The 23,152-nt window shown below is 60.0% G+C and carries 23 protein-coding genes and 2 pseudogenes; 18 read left to right on the forward strand and 7 right to left on the reverse strand.

Annotation, left to right across the window (positions count from 1 at the left end; translation table 11 throughout):
* Positions 1-78: 78 nt before the first annotated feature.
* The 6 genes from ACKJSM_RS01685 (at position 79) to ACKJSM_RS01710 (ending at position 6,834) form a co-directional block, all read left to right on the forward strand.
* Positions 79-1,380, forward strand: coding sequence for an ABC transporter substrate-binding protein (locus tag ACKJSM_RS01685; protein WP_236177811.1), 1,302 nt, complete (start codon positions 79-81; stop codon positions 1,378-1,380).
* Between the two features lie 93 nt (positions 1,381-1,473).
* Positions 1,474-2,382, forward strand: a complete 909-nt coding sequence (locus tag ACKJSM_RS01690) for a carbohydrate ABC transporter permease (RefSeq protein ID WP_085697145.1) — start codon at positions 1,474-1,476, stop codon at positions 2,380-2,382.
* The gene (locus ACKJSM_RS01695; RefSeq protein ID WP_236177812.1) at positions 2,375-3,220 is read left to right on the forward strand and encodes a carbohydrate ABC transporter permease; all 846 of its coding nucleotides are present in this window, start codon (positions 2,375-2,377) and stop codon (positions 3,218-3,220) included. The genes ACKJSM_RS01690 and ACKJSM_RS01695 overlap by 8 nt, the downstream gene beginning before the upstream one ends.
* Positions 3,221-3,222: 2 nt before the next feature.
* A complete protein-coding gene (locus tag ACKJSM_RS01700; protein WP_410236490.1) occupies positions 3,223-4,383 on the forward strand; it encodes an ABC transporter ATP-binding protein in 1,161 nt (386 codons plus the stop codon).
* Between the two features lie 132 nt (positions 4,384-4,515).
* The gene (locus ACKJSM_RS01705; RefSeq protein ID WP_236177814.1) at positions 4,516-5,862 is read left to right on the forward strand and encodes a carbohydrate porin; all 1,347 of its coding nucleotides are present in this window, start codon (positions 4,516-4,518) and stop codon (positions 5,860-5,862) included.
* A 117-nt stretch (positions 5,863-5,979) separates the two neighbouring features.
* On the forward strand, positions 5,980-6,834 hold the full coding sequence (locus ACKJSM_RS01710; protein WP_085610785.1) for a D-hexose-6-phosphate mutarotase: 855 nt from the start codon (positions 5,980-5,982) through the stop codon (positions 6,832-6,834).
* 61 nt (positions 6,835-6,895) lie between these two features.
* Here the strand turns inward: ACKJSM_RS01710 and ACKJSM_RS01715 are convergent, their stop codons facing one another.
* The gene (locus ACKJSM_RS01715) at positions 6,896-7,756 is read right to left on the reverse strand and encodes a MurR/RpiR family transcriptional regulator (protein ID WP_169842436.1); all 861 of its coding nucleotides are present in this window, start codon (positions 7,754-7,756) and stop codon (positions 6,896-6,898) included.
* A gap of 226 nt (positions 7,757-7,982) precedes the next feature.
* Between ACKJSM_RS01715 and zwf the strand changes: the two genes are divergently transcribed.
* From zwf to ACKJSM_RS01735, 4 genes are all read left to right on the forward strand, one after another.
* On the forward strand, positions 7,983-9,449 hold the full coding sequence (gene zwf, locus ACKJSM_RS01720; protein WP_011335604.1) for a glucose-6-phosphate dehydrogenase: 1,467 nt from the start codon (positions 7,983-7,985) through the stop codon (positions 9,447-9,449).
* Positions 9,436-10,149 carry a 6-phosphogluconolactonase gene (gene pgl / locus ACKJSM_RS01725; RefSeq protein ID WP_085606568.1) on the forward strand — a complete coding sequence of 238 codons (714 nt, stop codon included), beginning with the start codon at positions 9,436-9,438 and terminating at the stop codon, positions 10,147-10,149. Before zwf ends, pgl begins: the two co-directional genes overlap by 14 nt.
* Positions 10,150-10,166: 17 nt before the next feature.
* Positions 10,167-10,832 (forward strand): bifunctional 4-hydroxy-2-oxoglutarate aldolase/2-dehydro-3-deoxy-phosphogluconate aldolase, encoded by a 666-nt coding sequence (locus tag ACKJSM_RS01730; protein WP_236177815.1) that lies wholly within the window; start codon positions 10,167-10,169, stop codon positions 10,830-10,832.
* Between the two features lie 185 nt (positions 10,833-11,017).
* A complete protein-coding gene (locus tag ACKJSM_RS01735) occupies positions 11,018-11,734 on the forward strand; it encodes an intradiol ring-cleavage dioxygenase (RefSeq protein WP_410236491.1) in 717 nt (238 codons plus the stop codon).
* Here the strand turns inward: ACKJSM_RS01735 and ACKJSM_RS01740 are convergent.
* Positions 11,731-12,912: an aminotransferase class V-fold PLP-dependent enzyme gene (locus ACKJSM_RS01740; RefSeq protein ID WP_410236492.1), complete on the reverse strand. Its 1,182-nt coding sequence runs from the start codon at positions 12,910-12,912 to the stop codon at positions 11,731-11,733. The genes ACKJSM_RS01735 and ACKJSM_RS01740 overlap by 4 nt on opposite strands.
* Before the next feature lie 25 nt (positions 12,913-12,937).
* Positions 12,938-13,174: a DUF3820 family protein gene (locus ACKJSM_RS01745; RefSeq protein ID WP_003213031.1), complete on the reverse strand. Its 237-nt coding sequence runs from the start codon at positions 13,172-13,174 to the stop codon at positions 12,938-12,940.
* Positions 13,175-13,379: 205 nt separating this feature from the next.
* Between ACKJSM_RS01745 and ACKJSM_RS01750 the strand changes: the two genes are divergently transcribed.
* Entirely contained in the window at positions 13,380-13,847 is a 468-nt protein-coding gene (locus ACKJSM_RS01750) for a PA2169 family four-helix-bundle protein (RefSeq protein WP_410236493.1), read from the forward strand.
* Between the two features lie 68 nt (positions 13,848-13,915).
* Here the strand turns inward: ACKJSM_RS01750 and ACKJSM_RS01755 are convergent, their stop codons facing one another.
* Both ACKJSM_RS01755 and ACKJSM_RS01760 read right to left on the reverse strand, forming a co-directional pair.
* Positions 13,916-14,386: a MaoC family dehydratase gene (locus ACKJSM_RS01755; protein ID WP_003227420.1), complete on the reverse strand. Its 471-nt coding sequence runs from the start codon at positions 14,384-14,386 to the stop codon at positions 13,916-13,918.
* Positions 14,387-14,428: 42 nt separating this feature from the next.
* Positions 14,429-15,373 (reverse strand): alpha/beta hydrolase, encoded by a 945-nt coding sequence (locus ACKJSM_RS01760; protein WP_236177818.1) that lies wholly within the window; start codon positions 15,371-15,373, stop codon positions 14,429-14,431.
* A 248-nt stretch (positions 15,374-15,621) separates the two neighbouring features.
* Here ACKJSM_RS01760 and fadD2 point away from each other — a divergent pair, with 248 nt between their 5' ends.
* Positions 15,622-17,310, forward strand: a complete 1,689-nt coding sequence (gene fadD2, locus ACKJSM_RS01765) for a long-chain-fatty-acid--CoA ligase FadD2 (protein WP_236177819.1) — start codon at positions 15,622-15,624, stop codon at positions 17,308-17,310.
* 344 nt (positions 17,311-17,654) lie between these two features.
* The gene (gene fadD1 / locus ACKJSM_RS01770) at positions 17,655-19,352 is read left to right on the forward strand and encodes a long-chain-fatty-acid--CoA ligase FadD1 (RefSeq protein ID WP_410236494.1); all 1,698 of its coding nucleotides are present in this window, start codon (positions 17,655-17,657) and stop codon (positions 19,350-19,352) included.
* 97 nt (positions 19,353-19,449) lie between these two features.
* Here fadD1 and ACKJSM_RS01775 read toward each other — a convergent pair whose 3' ends face one another.
* Positions 19,450-19,827: a hypothetical protein gene (locus ACKJSM_RS01775; protein WP_007951149.1), complete on the reverse strand. Its 378-nt coding sequence runs from the start codon at positions 19,825-19,827 to the stop codon at positions 19,450-19,452.
* Between the two features lie 197 nt (positions 19,828-20,024).
* Here ACKJSM_RS01775 and ACKJSM_RS01780 point away from each other — a divergent pair, with 197 nt between their 5' ends.
* The 3 genes from ACKJSM_RS01780 to def all read left to right on the forward strand — a co-directional run bounded on the left by ACKJSM_RS01780 (position 20,025) and on the right by def (position 21,886).
* The gene (locus ACKJSM_RS01780) at positions 20,025-20,216 is read left to right on the forward strand and encodes a CsbD family protein (protein WP_064598911.1); all 192 of its coding nucleotides are present in this window, start codon (positions 20,025-20,027) and stop codon (positions 20,214-20,216) included.
* A gap of 177 nt (positions 20,217-20,393) precedes the next feature.
* On the forward strand, positions 20,394-21,344 hold the full coding sequence (locus ACKJSM_RS01785; protein ID WP_236177821.1) for a YihY/virulence factor BrkB family protein: 951 nt from the start codon (positions 20,394-20,396) through the stop codon (positions 21,342-21,344).
* A 2-nt stretch (positions 21,345-21,346) separates the two neighbouring features.
* Positions 21,347-21,886 carry a peptide deformylase gene (def, locus tag ACKJSM_RS01790; protein ID WP_410236495.1) on the forward strand — a complete coding sequence of 180 codons (540 nt, stop codon included), beginning with the start codon at positions 21,347-21,349 and terminating at the stop codon, positions 21,884-21,886.
* On the opposite strand, the gene ACKJSM_RS01795 is transcribed toward def, so the two are convergent.
* Positions 21,887-22,306, reverse strand: a complete 420-nt coding sequence (locus ACKJSM_RS01795) for a GNAT family N-acetyltransferase (RefSeq protein WP_236177822.1) — start codon at positions 22,304-22,306, stop codon at positions 21,887-21,889.
* Positions 22,307-22,643: 337 nt separating this feature from the next.
* Here ACKJSM_RS01795 and ACKJSM_RS01800 point away from each other — a divergent pair.
* Both ACKJSM_RS01800 and ACKJSM_RS01805 read left to right on the forward strand, forming a co-directional pair.
* Positions 22,644-22,769: pseudogene (locus ACKJSM_RS01800) on the forward strand (fatty acid desaturase); the annotation flags it as partial.
* 5 nt (positions 22,770-22,774) lie between these two features.
* Positions 22,775-22,969 (forward strand): annotated as a pseudogene (locus ACKJSM_RS01805) (ABC transporter substrate-binding protein); the annotation flags it as partial.
* Positions 22,970-23,152 lie beyond the last annotated feature (183 nt).

Below are 23,152 nucleotides of genomic sequence, written 5' to 3' on the forward strand. Positions count from 1 at the left end.
GGGAAACGCTCTGTTTAAACTCGTATGCAGCGCAAGCACCAGACTTGCATGCATAACAACAAGAAAGGTACATCTCAGATGAATGCGATTTCTCGCCTCGCTACTGTCATTTCTGTCGCCTCCCTGTTCCCGCTCGCTGTGCTGCCCCTGAGTGTTTCCGCTGCCGAATCCAAAGGTTCGGTGGAAGTCGTGCATTGGTGGACGTCCGGTGGCGAAAAAGCCGCCGTCGATGTGCTCAAAGCACAAGTCGAAAAAGACGGTTTCACCTGGAAAGACGGCGCTGTCGCCGGCGGTGGCGGTGCGACGGCCATGACCGTGCTGAAAAGCCGTGCGGTAGCCGGCAACCCACCGGGCGTTGCCCAGATCAAGGGCCCGGACATCCAGGAATGGGCGTCGACCGGCCTGCTCGACACTGACGTGCTCAAAGACGTCGCCAAGTCGGAAAAGTGGGACAGCCTGCTCGACAAGAAAGTCTCCGATACCGTGAAGTTCGAAGGTGATTACGTGGCCGTGCCGGTGAACATTCACCGCGTTAACTGGCTGTGGATCAACCCGGAAGTCTTCAAGAAAGCCGGTATTGAAAAAGCCCCGACCACCCTTGAAGAATTCTACGCCGCCGGCGACAAGCTCAAGGCTGCTGGCTTCATCCCGCTGGCCCACGGCGGTCAGCCTTGGCAGGACAGCACCGTGTTCGAAGCGGTCGTGCTGTCGGTGATGGGCGTTGACGGTTACAAGAAAGCTCTGGTCGATCTGGACAACGCCGCCCTGACCGGCCCGGAAATGGTCAAGGCCCTGACCGAGCTGAAGAAAGTCGCGACCTACATGGACGTCGACGGCAAAGGCCAGGACTGGAACCTGGAAGCGGCCAAGGTCATCAACGGCAAGGCCGGCATGCAGATCATGGGTGACTGGGCCAAGTCCGAATGGACCGCCGCCAAGAAAGTCGCCGGCAAGGACTACGAGTGCGTAGCGTTCCCGGGCACCGACAAGGCGTTCACCTACAACATCGACTCCCTGGCCGTGTTCAAGCAGAAGGACGCGGGCACCGCGGCCGGTCAGCAGGACATCGCCAAAGTCGTGCTGGGTGAAAACTTCCAGAAAGTCTTCAGCATCAACAAGGGCTCGATCCCGGTGCGTAACGACATGCTCGCCGACATGGGCAAGTACGGTTTCGACTCGTGCGCCCAGACCGCTGCCAAGGACTTCCTGGCAGACGCCAAGAACGGCGGCCTGCAACCGAGCATGGCGCACAACATGGCCACCACGCTGGCCGTGCAGGGTGCGTTCTTTGATGTCGTGACCAACTACATCAACGACCCGAAAGCCGACCCGGCCGACGCTGCCAAGAAACTCGGCACGGCCATCAAGGCTGCCAAGTAACACCAGCGTAGAGCAGCTGCAAGCTTCGGGTCGCGCATCGGCCTGAAGCCCGCAGCTTGCAGCGGTCCTTCATCTTCTTTACTGGATCTTCCCATGAGTTCTGTTGCTGTGTTCAGCAAGGCCTCGCCGTTCGACGCATTGCAGCGCTGGCTACCGAAACTGGTGCTGGCGCCGAGCATGTTCATCGTTCTGGTGGGCTTCTATGGCTATATCCTCTGGACGTTTGTCCTGTCGTTCACCACGTCGACCTTCCTGCCGAACTACAAGTGGGCAGGCCTGGCGCAATACGCGCGGTTGTTCGACAACGACCGCTGGTGGGTGGCGAGCAAAAACCTGGCCGTGTTCGGCGGCATGTTCATCGGCATCACCCTCGTAATCGGCGTGACACTGGCGATTTTCCTCGACCAGAAAATCCGTCGCGAAGGCTTTATCCGCACCATTTACCTGTACCCGATGGCGCTCTCGATGATCGTCACCGGTACCGCGTGGAAATGGCTGCTCAACCCGGGCATGGGCCTGGACAAATTGCTGCGGGACTGGGGCTGGGAAGGCTTCCGTCTCGACTGGCTGATCGACCCTGATCGCGTGGTGTATTGCCTGGTGATCGCGGCGGTCTGGCAAGCTTCGGGCTTCATCATGGCAATGTTCCTCGCCGGTCTGCGTGGCGTCGATCAATCGATCATCCGTGCCGCCCAGATCGACGGCGCAAGCATGCCGCGCATCTACTGGAAAGTGGTGCTGCCAAGCCTGCGTCCGGTGTTCTTCAGTGCGGTGATGATCCTGGCGCACATCGCGATCAAGAGCTTCGACCTGGTGGCGGCCATGACGGCCGGCGGCCCGGGTTACTCCTCCGATTTGCCGGCGATGTTCATGTACTCGTTCACCTTCAGCCGTGGACAGATGGGCATGGGCTCGGCCAGTGCAATCCTGATGCTCGGTGCGATCCTCGCGATCATCGTGCCTTACCTGTACTCCGAGCTGAGGACCAAGCGTCATGACTAATCTCGCTTCGAAACCTGCCATCAGCCTGAGTCGCATCGCGATCTACGCGGTGCTGATTGTCGCGGTCCTGCTGTATCTGGTACCGCTGGTGGTCATGCTGCTGACCAGCTTCAAGACTCCGGAAGACATTTCCACCGGCAACCTGCTGAGCTGGCCGACCGTGGTCAGCGGCATCGGCTGGGTGAAAGCCTGGGCCACCGTTGACGGCTACTTCTGGAACTCGATCAAGATCACCGTTCCGGCCGTGATCATCTCCACCGCCATCGGTGCGTTGAACGGCTACGTGCTGTCGTTCTGGCGCTTCCGTGGTTCGCAGCTGTTCTTCGGCCTGCTGTTGTTCGGCTGCTTCCTGCCGTTCCAGACCGTGCTGCTGCCGGCGTCGTTCACCCTCGGCAAGATGGGCCTGGCGAGCACCACTGCGGGCCTTGTGTTCATTCACGTGGTCTACGGTCTGGCGTTTACCACGCTGTTTTTCCGTAATTACTACGTGAGCATTCCAGATGCGCTGATCAAGGCGGCGCGTCTGGATGGCGCGGGTTTCTTCACGATCTTCCGCCAGATCATCCTGCCGATGTCCACCCCGATCATCATGGTCTGCCTGATCTGGCAGTTCACCCAGATCTGGAACGACTTCCTGTTCGGCGTGGTGTTCTCCAGCGGTGATTCGCAACCGATCACGGTGGCGCTGAACAACCTGGTCAACACCAGCACCGGGGCCAAGGAATACAACGTGGATATGGCGGCGGCGATGATCGCCGGGCTGCCGACCCTGCTGGTCTATGTGGTCGCAGGCAAGTATTTCGTGCGCGGGCTGACGGCCGGCGCAGTCAAGGGGTAATCATGGCTACGCTCGAACTTCGCAATGTAAACAAGACCTACGGTGCCGGCCTGCCGGACACCCTGAAGAACATCGAACTGTCGATCAAGGACGGTGAGTTCCTGATCCTCGTCGGGCCTTCGGGCTGCGGCAAGTCGACCCTGATGAACTGCATCGCCGGCCTGGAAACCATCACCGGCGGCGCGATCATGATCGGCGATCAGGACGTCAGCGGCATGAGTCCCAAGGATCGCGACATCGCCATGGTGTTCCAGTCCTACGCGCTGTACCCGACCATGAGCGTGCGCGAGAACATCGAGTTCGGCTTGAAGATCCGCAAGATGAGCCAGTCGGCGATCGATGAAGAAGTCGCCCGCGTGGCCAAGCTGTTGCAGATCGAGCACCTGCTCAATCGCAAGCCGGGTCAGCTCTCCGGTGGTCAGCAACAGCGCGTGGCGATGGGCCGGGCCCTGGCGCGCCGACCGAAGATCTACCTGTTCGACGAACCGCTGTCCAACCTCGATGCCAAGCTGCGCGTCGAGATGCGCACTGAAATGAAACTGATGCACCAGCGCCTGAAAACCACCACGGTCTACGTGACCCACGACCAGATCGAAGCCATGACTCTGGGCGACAAGGTGGCAGTGATGAAGGACGGGATCATCCAGCAGTTCGGTACGCCGAAAGAGATCTACAACGACCCGGCCAACCTGTTCGTGGCGAGCTTCATCGGTTCGCCGCCGATGAACTTCATCCCCCTGCGCCTGCAACGCAAGGACGGCCGTCTGGTGGCGCTGCTCGACAGCGGCCAGGCCCGTTGCGAATTGCCGATGGCGATGCAGGACGCCGGTCTCGAAGACCGCGAAGTGATCCTCGGCCTGCGCCCGGAGCAGATTGCGCTGGCGAACGGCGAGAGCAATGGCCTGCCGAGCATCAAGGCTGAAGTGCAGGTCACCGAGCCGACCGGTCCGGACACCCTGGTGTTCGTCAACCTCAACGACACCAAGGTCTGCTGCCGCCTGGCGCCGGACATGGCACCGCAGGTGGGTGAAACCCTGACCCTGCAGTTCGATCCGTCGAAAGTGCTGCTGTTCGACGCCAAGTCCGGCGAGCGCCTGGGGGTTGCGGGCCTGCCGAAAACCGAGTCGCACAGCGCAAACGTGGCCCAGTTCAAAGGTCGCTGATCTACACAGGCGGGAGCGGGCAGGCCCGTTCCCGCAGGGAGCACGCGGTGCGTGGCCTGTCGCGCGCCGCATTAGATGTAAACCGCGTTAGATAAGAAGAACAGTTAATAACAATAAAACGAGGATGTAGGGATGAAGAAGAACAACAACGCTCAGCGAATCGGCCAGTTGTCGGCGATTGCGGCAATGATGCTGGCCGGCAGCGTCCACGCGGCTGACGCGTTCAGCTCCGATTCGGAGTGGATGACCGGGGACTGGGGTGGCGAGCGGACCAAGCTGATCGAGCAGGGTATCGACATCAAGATGGACTACGTCGGTGAAGTGGGCGGCAACCTTCACGGCGGTTTCAACGACGACAAGACTGCGCGTTACGCCGATCAGTTCGGTCTGGGCGTAGCGCTGGATCTACAGAAACTGTGGGGCTGGGACAACACCCAGGCCAAGATCCAGTTCACCAACCGTAACGGCTACAACATTTCCAACGACCGCGTTGGCGATCCGCGTGCCGGCACACTCAGCTCCTCGCAGGAAGTCTACGGTCGTGGGCACATGGTGCGTCTGACCCAGTTGTGGATCAAACACCAGTTCTTCGACAACAAACTCGACGTCAAGGCCGGTTACTTCGGCGAAGGCGAAGACTTCAACACCTTCCCGTGCGAGTTCCAGAACCTGGCGTTCTGCGGTTCGCAAGTGGGTAACTGGGCGACCAACATCTGGTACAACTGGCCGGTCAGCCAGGCGGCCATTCGCGTCAAATACAACATCAACGACGAGCTCTACGCGCAGATCGGTGCGTACAACCAGAACCCGTCGCAACTGGAACACGGCAACGGCTTCAAGCTGAGCGGCAGCGGCACCAAAGGCACCGTATTGCCAGTGGAGCTGGTCTGGTTGCCTAACCCGAACAGCCTGCCGGGCGAATACCGTGTCGGTTACTACAAGAGCACGGCCGATGCCGACGACGTTCGCGAAGACGTCAACGGTTTCGACGCGGCGACCACCGGTGATGCCTACCGCACCCACAGCAGCAAGCACGGCTACTGGTTCGTTGCACAGCAGCAACTCACCAGCCACAACGGTGACAAGAGCCGTGGTCTGAGCATCGCCGCCAACGCCACGTTCCACGACAAGGACACCAACTTCATCGACAACTATCAGTCGGTGATGTTTGTGTACAAGGGGCTGTTCGATGCGCGTCCGAAGGATGACTTCGGTATTGGTGCGGCACGTATCCACGTCAACGATGACGTGAAGAAAAATGCCCAGTTGCTCAACGTCTCCAATGGCGTTTCGGACTACGACAATCCGGTGTTCTCGCCGATTCGTGAAACCGAATACAACTACGAGATCAACTACGGCTTCCACGTGACCAACTGGCTGACCGTACGCCCGAACCTGCAATACATCACTCATCCGGGCGGTGTGGATGAAGTGGATAACGCTTTGGTCGCTGGCCTGAAAATTCAGTCTACGTTCTGACGCGTCTGCGATAAGCTCCTCTCTATGTGCGCATATTTGCGGACAGCCAAGGCTGTCCGCTTTTTTTTGGACAGGGGGTGTCGCAGCCCATGAAAGTTGAATCTGGAACCGTGGCCCATGCATGAGCATCCGCTGCAACGCTTCTTCAAATCCTTGCGCGAACGTCCGGTGTTCGCCTGGGAGCGCTATCAGATGCGCGATGTGCTGGTGATCGATCATCCGCTGTGTCAGGCGGTGTTCAGTCGCCAGGGCGCGCAATTGCTGCATTTTCAACCGCGCGGGCAGAAGCCGTGGTTGTGGTGCGCGGCGAAGTGGCCGCATGTCGGCGCGATCCGTGGCGGCGTGCCGGTGTGCTGGCCGTGGTATGGCCGTCACCCGAGCGAAAACGCGTGGCCGTCCCATGGCTGGGCGCGCCTGCTGGACTGGAAACTGCTCGACAGCAGCAGCGCCGAGGACGGCGTGCGCCTGCATTGGCAACTGCAGCTGTGCGACTGGCAGGTGGACCTGCACGCGCACCTGGGCGAACGCATGGAATTACGCCTGAGCACCGAGCATCAGGACGACATGCCGTGCCAGTTGAGCCAGGCTTTGCATGCTTACTGGCGTATTGGTGACGTGAGTGAGATAGCGCTGTCTGGGCTCGAAGGGGCGCAAGGTTACGACCAGTTGAACCGTGAGGTCTGCCAGCAGGAAGGCGAGCTGCGGGTCGATGGTGGCTGTCAGCGAGTGTTCCAGCATGACGGCGAATTGCAGCTCAAGGATCACGCCTGGCAGCGCGAATTGTGCATCGATACCGGCGACAGCGCGGACACGGTGGTGTGGCATCCGGGGGCGCGGCCATTGTTGGGCGTGACCTGGGATGAGATCTCGGAGTTTGTCTGTGTCGAAGCTGCGGCGGGTGGTACTGACAGCCTGCATCTGGCGCCGGGGGAGAAGGCGCATTTGAGTTTGCAGGCGTGGGCTGCTGCGTAATGATCGTTCCCACGCGGAGCGTGGGAACGATCGACGGGCCAGGGTGAGGGGCTTCGGATCTTCAGTTGAACTCGTCCCCCACCGGATACCGGCTCGCATTCAGGCTCTCTTTGATCTTGCGCAGATGCGGCTGGAAATCCACCCCGCGACGCAGGGTCATGCCGGTCGCCAGCACGTCCAGCACGGTCAACTGAATGATCCGCGAAGTCATCGGCATATAGATGTCGGTGTCTTCCGGCAGCGGAATATTCAGGCTCAGCGTACTGGCCTTGGCCAGCGGTGAATTCTCCGCCGTCAGACCCAGCACGGAGGCGCCGTTCTCCCGGGCAATGCGCGCCACCTCCACCAGTTCGCGGGTGCGTCCGGTGTAAGAAATGATCACGAACAGCTCACCGGTGTGCGCCACCGAGGCAATCATCCGCTGCATCAGCACATCGGCGTGGGCAGTCACCGCCAGATTGAAGCGGAAGAACTTGTGTTGCGCATCCAGCGCCACCGGAGCCGAGGCTCCAAGGCCGAAGAAGTGAATCTGCCGGGCCTGGATCAACAGGTCGACGGCGCGGCTGATCAGGTTCGGGTCCAGCGCCTGGCAAGCGCTGTCCAGCGAGGCAATCGCACTGCCGAAAATCTTCTGCGTGTAGGCCTCGGGATTGTCGTCGGCTTCTACTGCGCGGCTGACATACGCCGCACCGCTGGCCAGGCTCTGCGCCAGTTGCAGCTTGAGTTCGGGGTAGCCGCTGACGCCGAACGAGCGGCAGAAACGGTTGACCGTCGGTTCACTGACCGACGCCGCCTGGGCGAGGGCGGCGATGCTGAAGCGGGTGGCCTGCTGTGGGTTGAGCAGGATCACTTCGGCGACTTTGCGTTCGGCCTTGTTCAGCTCTTCAAGGCGACTCTGGATCTGTTCCAGTAAATTTCGCACGCGGTCCATAAGAATTCCTAGATTCACCAGCGCCGATAAGCGCCCGGCTATGCAAATTGGGCCTTTGATGCGGCCCGTGACGGTGGCCTATCCTACTGATGGCTCCGACCGACCACCACTCGGAATCTGTATTTTGCGAAAATGTTGTGGTTATTACTACATTCTCCCTTGAGTGATGCCTTGAAAAAAGGTATTTGTAGCTTAACTTGATAAAAGAACAAACATCATGCCTTCGATTACGGTTGAACCGTGCACCTTCGCCTTGTTCGGCGCCTTGGGCGATCTGGCCCTGCGCAAGCTGTTTCCTGCCCTTTATCACCTGGATGGCGCCGGCCTGCTGCACGAGGACACGCGCATTATCGCACTGGCCCGTGAGGCGGGCACCGAGCAGCAGCACTTGGCGTTCATCGCTGCCGAGCTGCGTCGGTATGTGGGCAAAGAGCTGGACGAGGCCGTGGCCGAGCGCTTTCTGGCGCGCCTGACCTACCTGCACGTCGACTTCCTCAAGGCTGAAGATTATGTGGCGCTGGCCGAACTGGCCGGCAGCACGCAACGCATGATTGCCTACTTCGCCACTCCAGCGGCGGTGTACGGCGCGATCTGCGAGAACCTGGCGAACGTCGGTCTGGCGGAAAACACCCGCGTGGTGCTGGAAAAACCGATCGGCTCGGATCTCGAATCCTCGCGCAAGGTCAACGACGCCGTGGCGCAGTTCTTCCCGGAGAACCGCACTTACCGCATCGACCACTACCTGGGCAAAGAAACCGTCCAGAACCTGATCGCCCTGCGTTTCGCCAACAGCCTGTTCGAAACCCAGTGGAACCAGAACTACATCTCCCACGTGGAAATCACCGTGGCCGAGAAGGTCGGTATCGAAGGTCGCTGGGGTTACTTCGACAAGGCCGGCCAACTGCGGGACATGATCCAGAACCACCTCCTGCAATTGCTCTGCCTGATTGCCATGGACCCGCCGGCCGACCTGTCCGCCGACAGCATCCGCGACGAGAAGGTCAAGGTGCTCAAGGCCCTGGCGCCAATCAGTCCGGAAGGCCTGACCACTCAAGTGGTGCGCGGCCAGTACATCGCCGGCCACAGCGAAGGCAAGTCCGTACCGGGCTACCTCGAAGAGCCGAACTCCAACGCCCAGAGCGACACCGAAACCTTCGTCGCCCTGCGTGCCGACATCCGCAACTGGCGCTGGGCCGGCGTGCCGTTCTACCTGCGCACCGGTAAGCGCATGCCGCAGAAACTGTCGCAGATCGTCATCCATTTCAAGGAACCGTCGCACTACATCTTCGCCCCCGAGCAGCGCCTGCAGATCAGCAACAAACTGATCATCCGCCTGCAGCCGGACGAAGGCATTTCCTTGCGCGTGATGACCAAAGAGCAAGGCCTGGACAAGGGCATGCAACTGCGCAGCGGCCCGCTGCAACTGAATTTTTCCGACACCTGGCGCAGCGCTCGGATCCCCGATGCCTACGAGCGGTTGTTGCTGGAAGTGATGAACGGCAATCAGAACCTGTTTGTCCGTAAAGATGAAATCGAAGCCGCGTGGAAATGGTGTGACCAACTGATCGCCGGGTGGAAAAAATCCGGTGACGCGCCCAAGCCGTATGCGGCCGGGTCGTGGGGGCCGATGAGCTCGATTGCACTGATCACGCGGGACGGGAGGTCGTGGTATGGCGATATCTGATGTGAAACTGCCCGAGGGCGTGAATGCCCGTGAATTCAAGAGCCCGGTGTTGCTCGCCGAAGGTTTGGCGCTGAATGTCGCCAAGCAGTTGAGCGAAGCGCTGGCGGCGCGCGGCAACGCCGTGCTGGTGGTGTCCGGCGGTCGTAGCCCAGTGGCGTTTTTCCAGCACCTGGCCAAGCAGGAGCTGGACTGGTCGAAGGTTGTCGTGACCCTGGCCGACGAGCGCTGGGTACCGGTCGAACACGCCGACAGCAACGCCGGTCTGCTCAAGCAATACCTGCTCAAGGGCCCGGCGGCCAAGGCGCAGTTCCTCAGCCTTTACAGCGCGGCGGCCAACGTCGAGCAGGCTGCGGAGCAGGCGGATCGTTTGCTCGCCGAGTTGCCGCCCATCGACGTGCTGGTGCTGGGCATGGGCGATGACGGTCACACCGCGTCGCTGTTCCCGGACAGCCCGAACCTAGCCGAAGCCCTGCAAGCCGACGGCACCCGTCGCTGCTGGCCGATGCTCGCACCGAGCGTGCCGCGTCAGCGCCTGACCATGAGCCGGGCGCTGCTGGCTTCGGCACGGCACAAGATTCTGTCGATTTCCGGTCAGTCGAAACTGACCACCCTGAATGCCGCACTGGCATCCAACGACGTCGCCGCCATGCCGGTTCGCGCGTTTCTGCAACCTACGTTAGAGATCTACTGGTGCCCATGAGCCAAGGAACAGCCGCTATGACAATTCCATCCCCGACCGTTTCCATGGCGGACAAAGTTGCCCTGATCGACAACCTCTGCGCCAAGGCGCGGATCCTGCCGGTGATCACCATCGCCCGCGAACAGGACGTGCTGCCGCTGGCCGACGCCCTGGCTGCCGGCGGCCTGACCGCGCTGGAAGTGACCCTGCGTTCGCAGTTCGGCCTCAAGGCGATCCAGATCCTGCGCGAACAGCGCCCGGAGCTGGTGACCGGTGCCGGCACCGTGCTCGACCGCAATATGCTGGCCGCGGCCGAAGCTGCCGGTTCGCAATTCATCGTCACCCCGGGCATCACCCGTGACCTGCTGGAAGCCAGTGTCGAAAGCCCGATCCCGCTGCTGCCGGGCATCAGCAATGCCTCCGGCATCATGGAAGGCTATGGTCTGGGTTATCGCCGCTTCAAGCTGTTCCCGGCTGAAGTCAGCGGCGGCGTAGCGGCGATCAAGGCCCTCGGCGGCCCGTTCGGCGAAGTGAAATTCTGCCCGACCGGCGGCGTCGGCCCGGCCAATATCAAGAGCTACATGGCGCTGAAAAACGTCATGTGCGTGGGCGGTAGCTGGATGCTCGATCCGGAGTGGATCAAGAACGGCGACTGGGCCCGAATTCAGGAATGCACTGCCGAGGCCTTGGCGCTGCTGGACTGATGCTTTTCATTTAGTTGCAACCCTACACTTCGTTGTGTGTTCTACGGCTTTAACGGTGCGCTTGGTCGGTGCGCCGTTTTTTTTTGCCCGAAAAAAATCTCCGTTATCTCAAGATACATAGTTACCGCACCCGGCTTTGCGTGTGGCGCTAACCTGCGTTCATCTTATGGAAGAGAGAACGCGTCATGGATAACCAGTCTTCAGCTCCATCGGTTTATCAACTGGCCCCCGAGCAAGTCGCAGGGCCCTATTTTCGCAATCCCAAACTGCTGCGCCGCAACATCAGCGAAGGCGCCGAGGGCCTGCCGCTGTTGCTGCGCCTGACCATCGTCGATGCCATGACCGCCGAGCCGGTCAGCGGTGCACTGGTGGATATCTGGCACTGCAACGCCCGGGGTGCCTACTCCGGCTGGAGCCGGGTGAACCCGGATCTGGAAGTCGACGTCGAGGACATCGGCTCGATCCCGCGAACCGACGATGACACCTACCTGCGCGGCGGTCAGTTCAGCGACCATAAGGGCAGGGTGCGCTTCACGACGATCTATCCGGGTTTTTATGCCGGGCGAGCCCTGCACATTCACGTGGCGGTGCGCATCGTCGCCGGTAACGAATACCTGGAAGAGCGGAATGTGGCCTGGGTCGGGCAATTGTATTTTCCGGAGGTAGTCACTCGCGGCGTGCTCAACGCCAAGGCCTATCGCGGGCGTGCTTCGGTGCCGGTGTGTAACGCCGACGATGCCTACTACGCCACTATGGGCGGTGAAGAGTCGACCCTGACGGTGTGGCCGATCGGCCGCGACTCTCACGAAGACGGTTACTTCGGCCACCTCACGATCGGCATCGACACCTTTGCGGTGTCGTCGCAGATCAAACCCGAGGATTTTGACAAGTACACGGTTTAACGCAGTTCGTTCAGCGCCTGAACCAACAGCTGAATCTCCGCCGCCGTGGTGGTCAGCGACGGCGTGATGCGGATGCATGGTCCGCAGGCCGCGCCGTTGCGCACCACGGTGAACAGGTTGTAGTCGTTGAGCAGGCGTTCGGCCATTGCCTGCTGGTCGGCATGCCGGGTAAAGCGCATGGAGGTGATGCCGCAATACAGACGCGGATCGTCCGGGGTCGTGACCTCAATACCCGGCAGGTTACGCACGGCGCTCACCCACAGGTTGCGCAGGTAATTCATCCGCGCACCTTTGGCGGCCGCGCCACCCAGTGCGCGGTGTTCTTCGAACACCAGTGGCAAGGTCATCAAAGCCGGAATGTTCGGGGTGCTGTAGGGCGTGCGAGAGCGGATATCGCCCACCGGAAAATGCATTTCGCCCATGTCCGGGTCGATGTCGAGCACGCGCTGCGGGGCAATGTAGATAAAGCCGAGGGTCAGCGGTGAGCCGATCCACTTGTGCAGGTTGTACCCGGCGAAAGCGATGCCCAGCGCTTCGAGATCGAACTCGATCTGCCCCAGTGCATGGGCGCCATCGAGGATGATGTCGACGCCGTGCTCCTTGGCCAGCGAGGCAATGGCCTGTACCGGCATTACCAGCCCGGTGCGGTGGGTGACGTGGGTCAGGGCCATCAGCTTGAGCTTCGGATAGCGGATGAAGGCCTCACGGTAAGTCGCCAGCAGGCTGTCGAAACTGGCCGGGTGAGTGTGCTCGATCTCGATCACCTCGACCCCGCGATGGCGTGCCAGCCAGCGCATGGCGCCCTTGACCGTGTCGTACTCCAGATCGCAGATCAGCACCTGGTCGCCAGGCTGCAGGCGATTGTAGTTGCGGATCAGCGATTGCAGGCCGGCAGTGGCGTTGTGGGTGAACGCCACGCTTTGTGCGCGGACGCCGATCAGCTCGGCCAGTTGCGCGCGGATGTCGAGGTTGTCGTGCTGTTCGAAACGCTGGCGCACGTAGATCGAGTTGCTGTTGTTGATCAGCTCGATGTTGCGCTGGTACTCCTCGATCACGGTGCGCGACATCCTTCCGAAATAGCCGTTCTCCAGGTTCACGGGGCCGGGGTGGCGGTCGTAACGGTCGGCGAAGGTTTGCCAGAAGGCTTCGTCTCGGGCGCGGCGGGTGTTATCGGGCATGGTCGACTCGGATCAGGGGGGCGCCTCAATGGCGCGGGGCAGGTTTGCCGTGTTTGGCGCGTAGCGGTTCGAGCAGTTCCGACAGGCCGTTGTGATCGATTTCCTGCATCAACGCCAACAGCCCGCCCAGTTCTCCATGGGGGAATCCTTCCCGGGCAAACCAGTTCAGGTACGGGCCCGGCAGGTCGGCAATGATCCGGCCCTTGTATTTGCCGAAGGGCATTTCGCGGGTGATCAGCAGTTCGAGCTTTTCAGGGTTCATCGTTGGAATCGTCTGGCTTTGAAAACACGTTGGAAAATACAGGCATTCTGCATGCAGGCCAAATGACAGATCATGCAAATAACAGGCATACAGATTTTTGGAGTATTTATAAGTTATTGAAAATTAAAGATTAAATTCTTTTCGTGAAGCTGGCACGACCACTGCAACACTCCTTGCATCTTTCACCCACGCAAGGAATTGAAAAATGACTGACATGAATAAAGAAGCCATCTCCGTCCTCAACGACCTGATCGAAACCAGCAAGGATGGTCAGGAAGGCTTCAAGACCTGCGCTGAAGACATCAAGCACCCAGAGCTCAAAACCCTGTTCGTGAAACGCTCCGCCGATTGCGCAACCGCTGCGGCCGAGTTGCAAGCCGCCGTGCGTTCGATGGGTGGCGATCCGGAAACCTCGACCAGTGTCAGCGGTGATCTGCACCGTCGCTGGGTCGACGTCAAAGCGATGTTCACCGGCAAGGACGAAGAGGCTGTGCTCAACGAAGCCGAGCGCGGTGAAGACCACGCGTTGAAGGCTTACCGTGAAGCGATCGAGAAGATCAACAAGCACAACCTGGTCGGCATCCGTGACCTGGTAGAACGCCAGTACCACGGCGTGCAACGCAATCACGATCAGGTGAAGGCGCTGCGTAACCAGGTTCGCGCACGCTCGTAAGCGTTCGAGGCCAAGAAAAAACGCCAGCTGGTCTGGCGTTTTTTTGTGTCCGGATTAACCGAGTACGATCAGCCGATGCTGATGGCCGGCAAGGTCGGCAGGGTAACGGTTTGCTGTTTACGCGGCGCCAGGATCTCGGCCTCGCCGTCCACCACCAGCTCATCGCGCTGGTTGAATACGCGCGTGGCAATGCGCACGCGGAATTTCGGCAGTTTCTCCAGAATTTCCAGACGTACTGTCAGTGTGTCGCCGATCTTCACCGGCTTCTGGAAGCTCATCTGCTGGCCGATATAAATGGTGCCCGGCCCAGGCAGTTCGCAAGCCACTGCCGCACTGATCAGCGCACCGCTGAACATGCCGTGGGCAATACGTTCCTTGAACATGCTGGCGGCGGCGAACTCGGCGTCCAGGTGCACCGGGTTGTGGTCACCGGACATCGCGGCGAACAGCTGAATGTCGCGTTCCTCGACAGTCTTGCTGTAGCTCGCGGTCTGGCCCACTTCGAGGGCTTCGTAAGGGATGTTGGTAACCTGGGTCATGGGGCTGAATTCCTGAGACGGATGAAATGAATCCACAAAAAATTATTCGCTGCGGTGCGGCCGTCGATGGCTCAGGGCCTGGTCGATCCAGGCCAGCACGTCGGCGGTCACTTCGTCGCGGTTGCTCTCGTTGAACAATTCGTGCCGCGCCTGCGGGTAGATCTTGAGTTGCAGGTTCTGGCTGCCAGCCGCGCGCAAGGCGTTGGCCAGATCAGTCAGACGCTTGCCTTCGCTCACCGGATCACATTCGCCGCCGATCACCAGCAGCGGCAGGCCCGGATCGATCTGGGCGAGATTGGACGCTTTGCTGATTTGCTGCAACCCGCCCAGCAGGTCGATCCACAACTGATTGGTGCAGCGAAAGCCGCACAGCGGATCGCTGGCGTACTTGTCGACCTCGGCCGGGTCGCGACTCAGCCAGTCAAACGCGGTGCGCGCCGGTTTGAATTTAGTGTTGAACGAGCCGAACGACAACCATTCGATCAGCGCGCTGCGGCCCTTGGCGCCCTGGCGCAGTTTTTCAAAACGAGCGATCTGCCGCGCCGCTCGATACAGCGCTATCGGCTGGAAATTCGAGCCGCTGAGAATCGCGCCGTGCAGGCTGGCGCTGTGATGCAGCAGATACGCCTGGGCAATGTAGCTGCCCATGCTGTGCCCGAGCAGCACGATCGGTACCCCCGAATGCCGTTGGCCGATGTGCTGGTTGAGACTGGCCAGATCACCGACCACCTTGCACCAGCCATCGTCATCGGCGAAATGCCCGAGCGTCCCATGATCGGCGGTTTTGCCATGGCCGCGCTGATCGGGCGCGTACACGCCGTAACCTGCGGCGCAGAACGCCTCTGCCAGCCGTGCGTAGCGGGCACTGTGTTCCGCCATGCCGTGGGCCAGCAAAATCACCGCCTTCAGCGGCGCGGTCGGCAGCCACTGGTTGACGAAGAGGCGGCTGCGGTCACTCGCGTCCAGCCAGAAGGTGTCGTGGATCATGGCGATTCCTTTTGCGGCCTGTTTTTGCTCAAGCGTCTTGCAGAGGTTGCATTGTATAGCGCGTCCGATCAGCTCACGCCACGGCAGGAAGATTCACACGATCAATGAGGACCTTGCCCATATTTGCCTGATTGACCATAGCTGCTAGTGTCCGTGAAGCCCCGCTTTTTGCTTTCGGCTTTTTCAGGGACAGAAAGAAATGACAGCGAAGCGGCCCCGGATCGGCTCAGGTAAAGAGGACAAGAACAATGCAACCTGATTTCTGGAATGACAAACGCCCGGCGGGCGTACCCCTGGACATCGACGCGGGTGAGTTCAAGTCGGTGATCGAGGTGTTCGAGCGTTCCTGCAAGAAATTCGCTGATCGCCCGGCGTTCAGCAACATGGGCGTGACCCTGACCTATGCCGAGCTGGAGCGCCAGAGCGCCGCATTCGCCGGTTATCTGCAAGCCCACACCGACCTGGTGCCGGGGGATCGCATCGCGGTGCAGATGCCCAACGTCCTGCATTATCCGATTGCCGTGTTCGGCGCGTTGCGCGCCGGGCTGATCGTGGTCAACACCAACCCGCTGTACACCGCGCGGGAAATGCGTCACCAGTTCAAGGACTCCGGCGCCCGGGCGCTGGTATACCTCAACATGTTTGGCCAGAAGGTCCAGGAAGTGCTGGCGGACACCGACATCCAGTACCTGATCGAAGCGAAGATGGGCGACCTGATGCCCACCGCCAAAGGTTGGCTGGTCAACACCGTGGTCAGCAAAGTGAAGAAAATGGTGCCGGCGTATTCGCTGCCCCAGGCGATTTCCTTCAAGAGCGCGCTGCGCATGGGCCGGGGCCTGGGCATCAAGCCGTTGAAGGTCGGCCTGGATGACATCGCCGTTCTGCAATACACCGGCGGCACCACTGGCCTGGCCAAGGGCGCAATGCTCACCCACGGCAATCTGGTGGCGAACATGCAGCAGGTGCGCGCCTGTCTCGGTCAGTTCGGCAGCGACGGCCAGCCACTGCTGCGCGAAGGTCAGGAAGTGATGATTGCGCCGCTGCCGCTGTACCACATCTATGCCTTCACCGCGAATTGCATGTGCATGATGGTGTCCGGCAACCACAACGTACTGATCACCAATCCGCGTGACATCGGCGGCTTCATCAAGGAACTGAAGAACTGGAAGTTTTCGGCGTTGCTGGGGCTCAACACCCTGTTCGTCGCGCTGATGGATCACCCGGACTTCAAGACCCTGGACTTTTCCACGCTCAAACTCACCAACTCCGGCGGCACCGCGCTGGTCAAGGCCACGGCCGAGCGCTGGGAGCAGCTCACCGGTTGCCGGATCACCGAGGGCTACGGCCTGACCGAAACCTCGCCGGTGGCCTGCACCAACCCGTACGGCGAGCTGTCGCGAATCGGCACGGTCGGCCTGCCGGTGCCGGGTACCTTGTTGAAAGTCATCAACGACGACGGCGTCGAGCAGCCCCTGGGCGAGCGTGGCGAGTTGTGCATCAAGGGGCCGCAAATCATGAAGGGCTACTGGAACAAGCCCGAGGCCACCGCCGAAGTGCTGGATGCCGAGGGCTGGTTCAAGTCCGGGGACATCGCGGTGATCGACCCGGACGGCTTCGTGCGTATCGTCGACCGCAAGAAAGACATGATCATCGTCTCCGGTTTCAATGTGTACCCGAACGAAATCGAAGACGTGGTGATGGCTCACCCGAAAGTTGCCAACTGCGCAGTGATCGGTGTGCCGGACGAGCGTTCCGGGGAGGCGGTGAAGCTGTTTGTGGTGGCGCGGGAAACCGGCGTGAGCCTGGAAGAGCTGAAGGCTTACTGCAAAGAGAATTTCACCGCGTACAAGGTGCCGAAACACATCGTGTTGCGTGAGTCATTGCCGATGACGCCTGTCGGGAAAATTCTGCGCAGAGAATTACGCGATATCGCATAAAAAACTGCGTTTCACTCTATCGCGAGCGGGCTCGCTCCTACGGGATCATCAGTGAACCTGCGGGAGTGCGCCCGCTCGCGATTTTTGGTTTCAAGACCCCGAAAACCGGGACTTTCAAGGAGTTATAGGATTTTTGCTCTAAAATGACTGCCAGCGGTTCTTGAGTCATTAAAATGACTGCATGGGCCGTTTTTGGCTCTGGTCGACCCTTGGCAAAGCTGCTACTCTCGGCGCGCTTTGGGACTTCTCGGCCTTGTAAAAAGCCAGACTCACCAATAAACAAACACCAATAATAATCGCATCAAATGCGGTGCTGAATTCGCGTTGCTGAGGAGTGGGCTTCCATGAACGAAGACTTTTGGAAGGATAAGTACCCCGCTGGAATTGCTGCCGACATCAATCCAGACGAGTACCCGAATATTCAGGCAGTGTTGAAGCAATCCTGCCAACGCTTCGCCGACAAACCGGCGTTCAGCAACCTGGGCAAGACCCTCACCTACGGTGAACTGTACGAATTGTCCGGTGCGTTTGCCGCCTATCTGCAACAGCATACCGATTTGCAGCCTGGTGATCGAATCGCCGTGCAACTGCCCAACGTGTTGCAGTACCCGGTCGCCGTCTTCGGTGCCATCCGTGCCGGGCTGATCGTGGTCAACACCAACCCGCTGTACACCGCGCGGGAAATGGAACACCAATTCAACGACTCCGGTGCCAAGGCGCTGGTGTGCCTGGCCAACATGGCGCACCTGGCCGAAGCCGTGGTGCCGAAAACCGGCGTCAAACACGTCATCGTCACCGAAGTCGCCGACCTGCTGCCGCCGATCAAGCGTCTGCTGATCAACAGCGTCATCAAGTACGTGAAGAAAATGGTGCCGGCCTATCACCTGCCAAAAGCCGTCAAGTTCAACGACGTGCTGAGCAAGGGTCAGGGCCAGCCGGTGGCCGAAGCCAACCCGGACAGCGGCGATGTCGCGGTGCTGCAATACACCGGCGGCACCACTGGCGTGGCCAAGGGCGCGATGCTCACCCATCGCAACCTCGTCGCCAACATGCTGCAGTGCAAGGCGCTGATGGGCTCCAACCTCAACGAAGGTTGCGAGATCCTGATCACACCGCTGCCGCTGTATCACATCTACGCGTTCACCTTTCATTGCATGGCGATGATGCTGATCGGCAACCACAACATCCTGATCAGCAACCCGCGTGACCTGCCGGCGATGGTCAAGGAGCTGTCGAAGTGGAAGTTCAGCGGTTTCGTCGGCCTCAACACGCTGTTCGTGGCCCTGTGCAACAACGAAGGTTTCCGCAAGCTGGATTTCTCGGCGCTGAAAGTCACCCTGTCCGGCGGCATGGCCCTGCAACTGGCTGCAGCCGAGCGCTGGAAAGCGGTCACCGGTTGCCCGATCTGTGAAGGTTACGGCATGACCGAAACCAGCCCGGTGGCCACGGTCAACCCGATCCAGAACATCCAGATCGGCACCATCGGCATTCCGGTGCCGTCGACCCTGTGCAAAGTCATCGACGACGCCGGTGTCGAGCAGCCGCTGGGTGAAATCGGTGAGCTGTGCGTCAAGGGTCCGCAAGTGATGAAGGGCTACTGGCAGCGTCAGGAAGCCACCGATGAAATGCTCGACAGCGAAGGCTGGCTGAAGACCGGTGACATCGCACTGATCCAGCCGGACGGCTACATGCGCATTGTCGATCGCAAGAAAGACATGATTCTGGTGTCCGGTTTCAACGTGTATCCGAACGAACTGGAAGACGTACTGGCGGCTCTGCCAGGCGTGTTGCAGTGCGCGGCCATCGGCGTTCCGGATGAGAAATCCGGCGAGGCGATCAAGATCTTCATCGTCGCCAAACCGGGTGTCACCCTGACCAAGGAACAGGTCATGGAGCACATGCGCGCCAACGTCACCGGCTACAAGGTGCCGCGTTCGGTGGAGTTCCGCGATGCGCTGCCGACCACCAACGTCGGCAAGATCCTGCGTCGCGAACTGCGCGACGAAGAGCTGAAGAAGATCAAGGCGAAGAACGCCGCGTAAAACGAAAAGCCCCGCAGATGCGGGGCTTTTTGTTATTGGCTTGGCGCTATTGTTGATCGTTCCTACGCAGAGCGTGGGAACGATCAGTTTGAGTGTCTTATTGGCGGAACGGCGCGAAGTTCACGTTGGTGCCCGCCGGGCGCATGTCCTGCAGGTACGAGTCCTTGTCGGCGCTGAGTTCCAGGCTCAGGGCCGCCTTGCGTTTGCCTTCGTTGCGGATCACCAGGCCTTCGAGCTTTTCGCGCAGGAACACGGTCGGCACTTTCAGATGCAACAGTTCGTCGGTGGCCGGAGTGTGCATCAACAGGTGGATCCACTCGTACTGACCGATCGCCAGGCGCGACACCGGCAAGTCGAACCACCAGATGTTGCGGTTGCGGTTCAGTTCGGCGAAGTGGCAGTTGTTGGTGCCGAGCACGGCACCGCCCAATTCCTGGTTGCGACGGGCGATGGCCTGCTTTTTATCGAGTTTCATAACATTCCTGCGGGATCGGTTCTGTGGCGCCTGGCGCCCTTATGGTGGGCATTCTCGGGGGTACGCTCGCAAACATAAAGCCCAACGTTCACGCCGCGACGAAATGAAGCCCTGAAAATAAATGAAACTTGGCGTAAACCCGGCCAGTCAATCCTTACGTACTGACTTTCCCCGTTAATGTTCCAAGGAGAATCACCATGGGTAGCACGAGCGATAAAGTGAAAGGCATGGCCAACGAAGCGGTCGGCAACGTCAAGCAAGGTGTCGGCAAAGCCACCGACAACACCAAACTGCAAGCCGAAGGCAAAGTGCAAGAGAAGAAAGGCGAGGCCCAGCAAGCGGTGGGCAAAGCCAAGGACGCGGTCAAGAAGGGCGTCGACAAGGCCTGACCCGGCCTTGAACGAAACAGCGAAGCGGCCATCCAAGGATGGCCGTTTTCGTATCCCGCTCACATGCGGTCACGGATCACAGTGTTTCAAAGTCGCCAATTAAGCTACTTTGATGAGAGAAAAACGGCCCCTGAGTCGCCACGACTTCAACCTGTTTTGCGGCGAAAGGAGACGCGAATGATTTTTCCCGACATGAAAGGTCTGCCCCTGCACCGGGTGATGGTGCGCACGGTCACCGAATTCGTCGACGACGAGATGTCGACCTATGCCTCGGCACTGGCCTACCAGATGCTGTTCTCGCTGTTCCCGTTCATTCTGTTCCTGATTGCCCTGATCGGATTCCTGCACCTGCCGGACTTCTTCTCCTGGCTGCGCCTGCAATCGGAACTGGTGTTGCCGCCCCAGGCGCTGGAGCAGGTCAACCCGGTGATCGATCAACTGCAGCAATCCAAGGGTGGCCTGCTTTCGGTGGGTATCGTCATCGCCCTGTACACCGCGTCCGCCGGCGTGCGCCTGATGATGAGCGCGATGAACGCCGCCTACGACGTGGTCGAGGGCCGGCCCCTGTGGAAGCGGTTTCCGCTGTCGATCATCTACACCGTCGGCATCGCTGGCATGTTGCTGGTGGCCGCGGCGCTGATGGTGCTCGGCCCGCAGGTGATGGGCTGGATCGCCGCGCAGGTCGGGCTGGAAGACGTCATCGTCACCCTGTGGACCATCGCCCGCTGGCCGGTGATCGTGATCCTGATGATGGTGGCCGTGGCGCTGATCTATTACGTGATGCCCGACGTCAAACAAGAGTTTCGCTTCATCACGCCGGGCTCGGTGCTGGCGGTGGTGGTGTGGATCATCGCGTCCCTGGGCTTCGCGTTCTACGTCAAGACGTTCGCCAACTACAACGCCATGTATGGCAGCATCGGTGCGATCATCGTGCTGCTGCTGTATTTCTACATTTCCGCCGCCGTGTTGTTGCTCGGTGCGGAGATGAATGCGGTGATCGAACACATGTCCAGCGAGGGCAAGGATTCGGGCGAGAAAGTCCCCGGTGAACTCGATGAACATCCCAAACAACACGTTTCCGGCCTCGGGCGCGATCACTCGCTCAAGCCGAACACTGACGAAGCCTGACCATGATCCGTGAAATCCTGAAGATGGGCGACGAACGCCTGCTGCGCATCGCCCCGCCAGTGCCCGCCGAAATGCTCGACAGTCCCGAGCTTTGGCAATTGATCGACGATATGTTCCAGACCATGGAAAGCGTCGGTGGGGTCGGCCTGGCCGCGCCGCAGATCGGCGTCGATCTGCAACTGGTGATCTTCGGCTTCGAGCACAGCGAACGCTACCCGGACGCCGAAGCGGTGCCACAGACGATCCTGATCAACCCGTTGATCACGCCGTTGAGTCCCTTGATGGAAGAGGGCTTCGAAGGCTGCCTGTCGGTGCCCGGCCTGAGGGGCGCGGTGGATCGGTATCAGCAAATTCGCTACGAAGGCGTCGATCCTAAAGGCGAGCCGATCGTGCGTGTGGCCTCGGGCTTCCATACGCGGGTGGTGCAGCATGAATGCGATCACCTGATCGGGCGCCTGTATCCGTCGCGCATTACCGATTTCAGCAAGTTCGGCTTCACCGAAGTGATGTTTCCGGACCTCGATCCCAACGCTGACGACTGACTAGCCCGCGCGCGGCGCCAGCTCCATGGCAATCATCGGCTTGCTCCGCGCATAACGGCTCAAACGCTCGGCCATGGCCTGGGGCAGGGCAGGGTCGAAGGTGAAGCCGCGCCGTTCGTAGAAACCGCGCAGGTCCGGGTGGCAGAACAGCCACACCGGCGCCTCCACTTCCTTCACCGCCTCGGCAATCAATTGCGCGGCGATGCCCTGTTCGCGGCAGGCCGGATCGACGAACAGCCCAGTCAACCAGTGCCCGCCCGACACCGGCCGAAGGCATAACGCAGCAACAATCTCCTCCTTGCGCGCCACCCACAATTGCGCCTCGCGCACCGCTTTCATCGACGATTGATGCTGGCGGTAGAACTTGTTCATCAAGGGCCAGGACAGGTCGTCGAGCTGGCTGTAGCGGATGTCGGTCATGAATCGGACTGCCGGTGCAAAAGCCGCGGATTATAAAACAACGTGCCTGCCGGGATAGGTGTATACCTGATCTCACACCCTTTCTGAGTGGAGTACGCATCATGTCCAAAGGTATGGATTCGAAAAAAGCCGCGAAGAAAAAACCGGCCAAGACCGCCATCGAAAAACGCCACGAAAAGAGGGCGAAAAAAGTCGACATTTTTGGCCATTGATCACGCCGTTCGGGAGCCCGGATCCGGGCTCCTGCCTTGTCCTTGAAAACAACCCGCAAAAATAATCTGCAAGATTTCCCGTCGGTGTTGCACAGAACGAACAGACCCTCGTTCCGAGCCACGCCATGCCCCACTATTTCGACGATGCCCATCGCCAACAGGTCGAAACCCTGCGCCAACGCTTCACCGCCCGCACCGACTGGCCGACCTGGCTGCTGCTGATCGGCGTATACGGCAGCTGGTTCGCTGTTCGAACGCAGCCTGCATCAAGGCGCAGCCCACGGAGCTGGTGACGTTCGTTGAAAAAGGCGACTTGCCGATCGATCGGTTGAACCAGATCCTGGCCGGGATGAGCGAGAAGCGCCAGCCGCCACGTCAGGTGGCCGAGGCGTTCTTGCGCGATCAACCGCAAGTATGGAAGCCTTGGGGGCCGGGTGAAGTGGCGAGCAAGCGATGGATCAAACAAAACAGATTCGCTGAACCGTTTCTTGTCCGCGTTCTGTCCTTAATCCCCGAGATACTGGCCGACTAGTGGCCTTGCGCAAGGCTTTGCCCTGTCTATGCTCAACCCTAACTAACTATGTCGACCGCCATCCCAAGCGCCTCGACGACAATCGGTTAGCCACGATTCAAA

The sequence above is a fragment of the Pseudomonas sp. PHC1 genome (genome assembly GCF_046487845.1).
GTDB lineage: Bacteria > Pseudomonadota > Gammaproteobacteria > Pseudomonadales > Pseudomonadaceae > Aquipseudomonas > Aquipseudomonas sputi.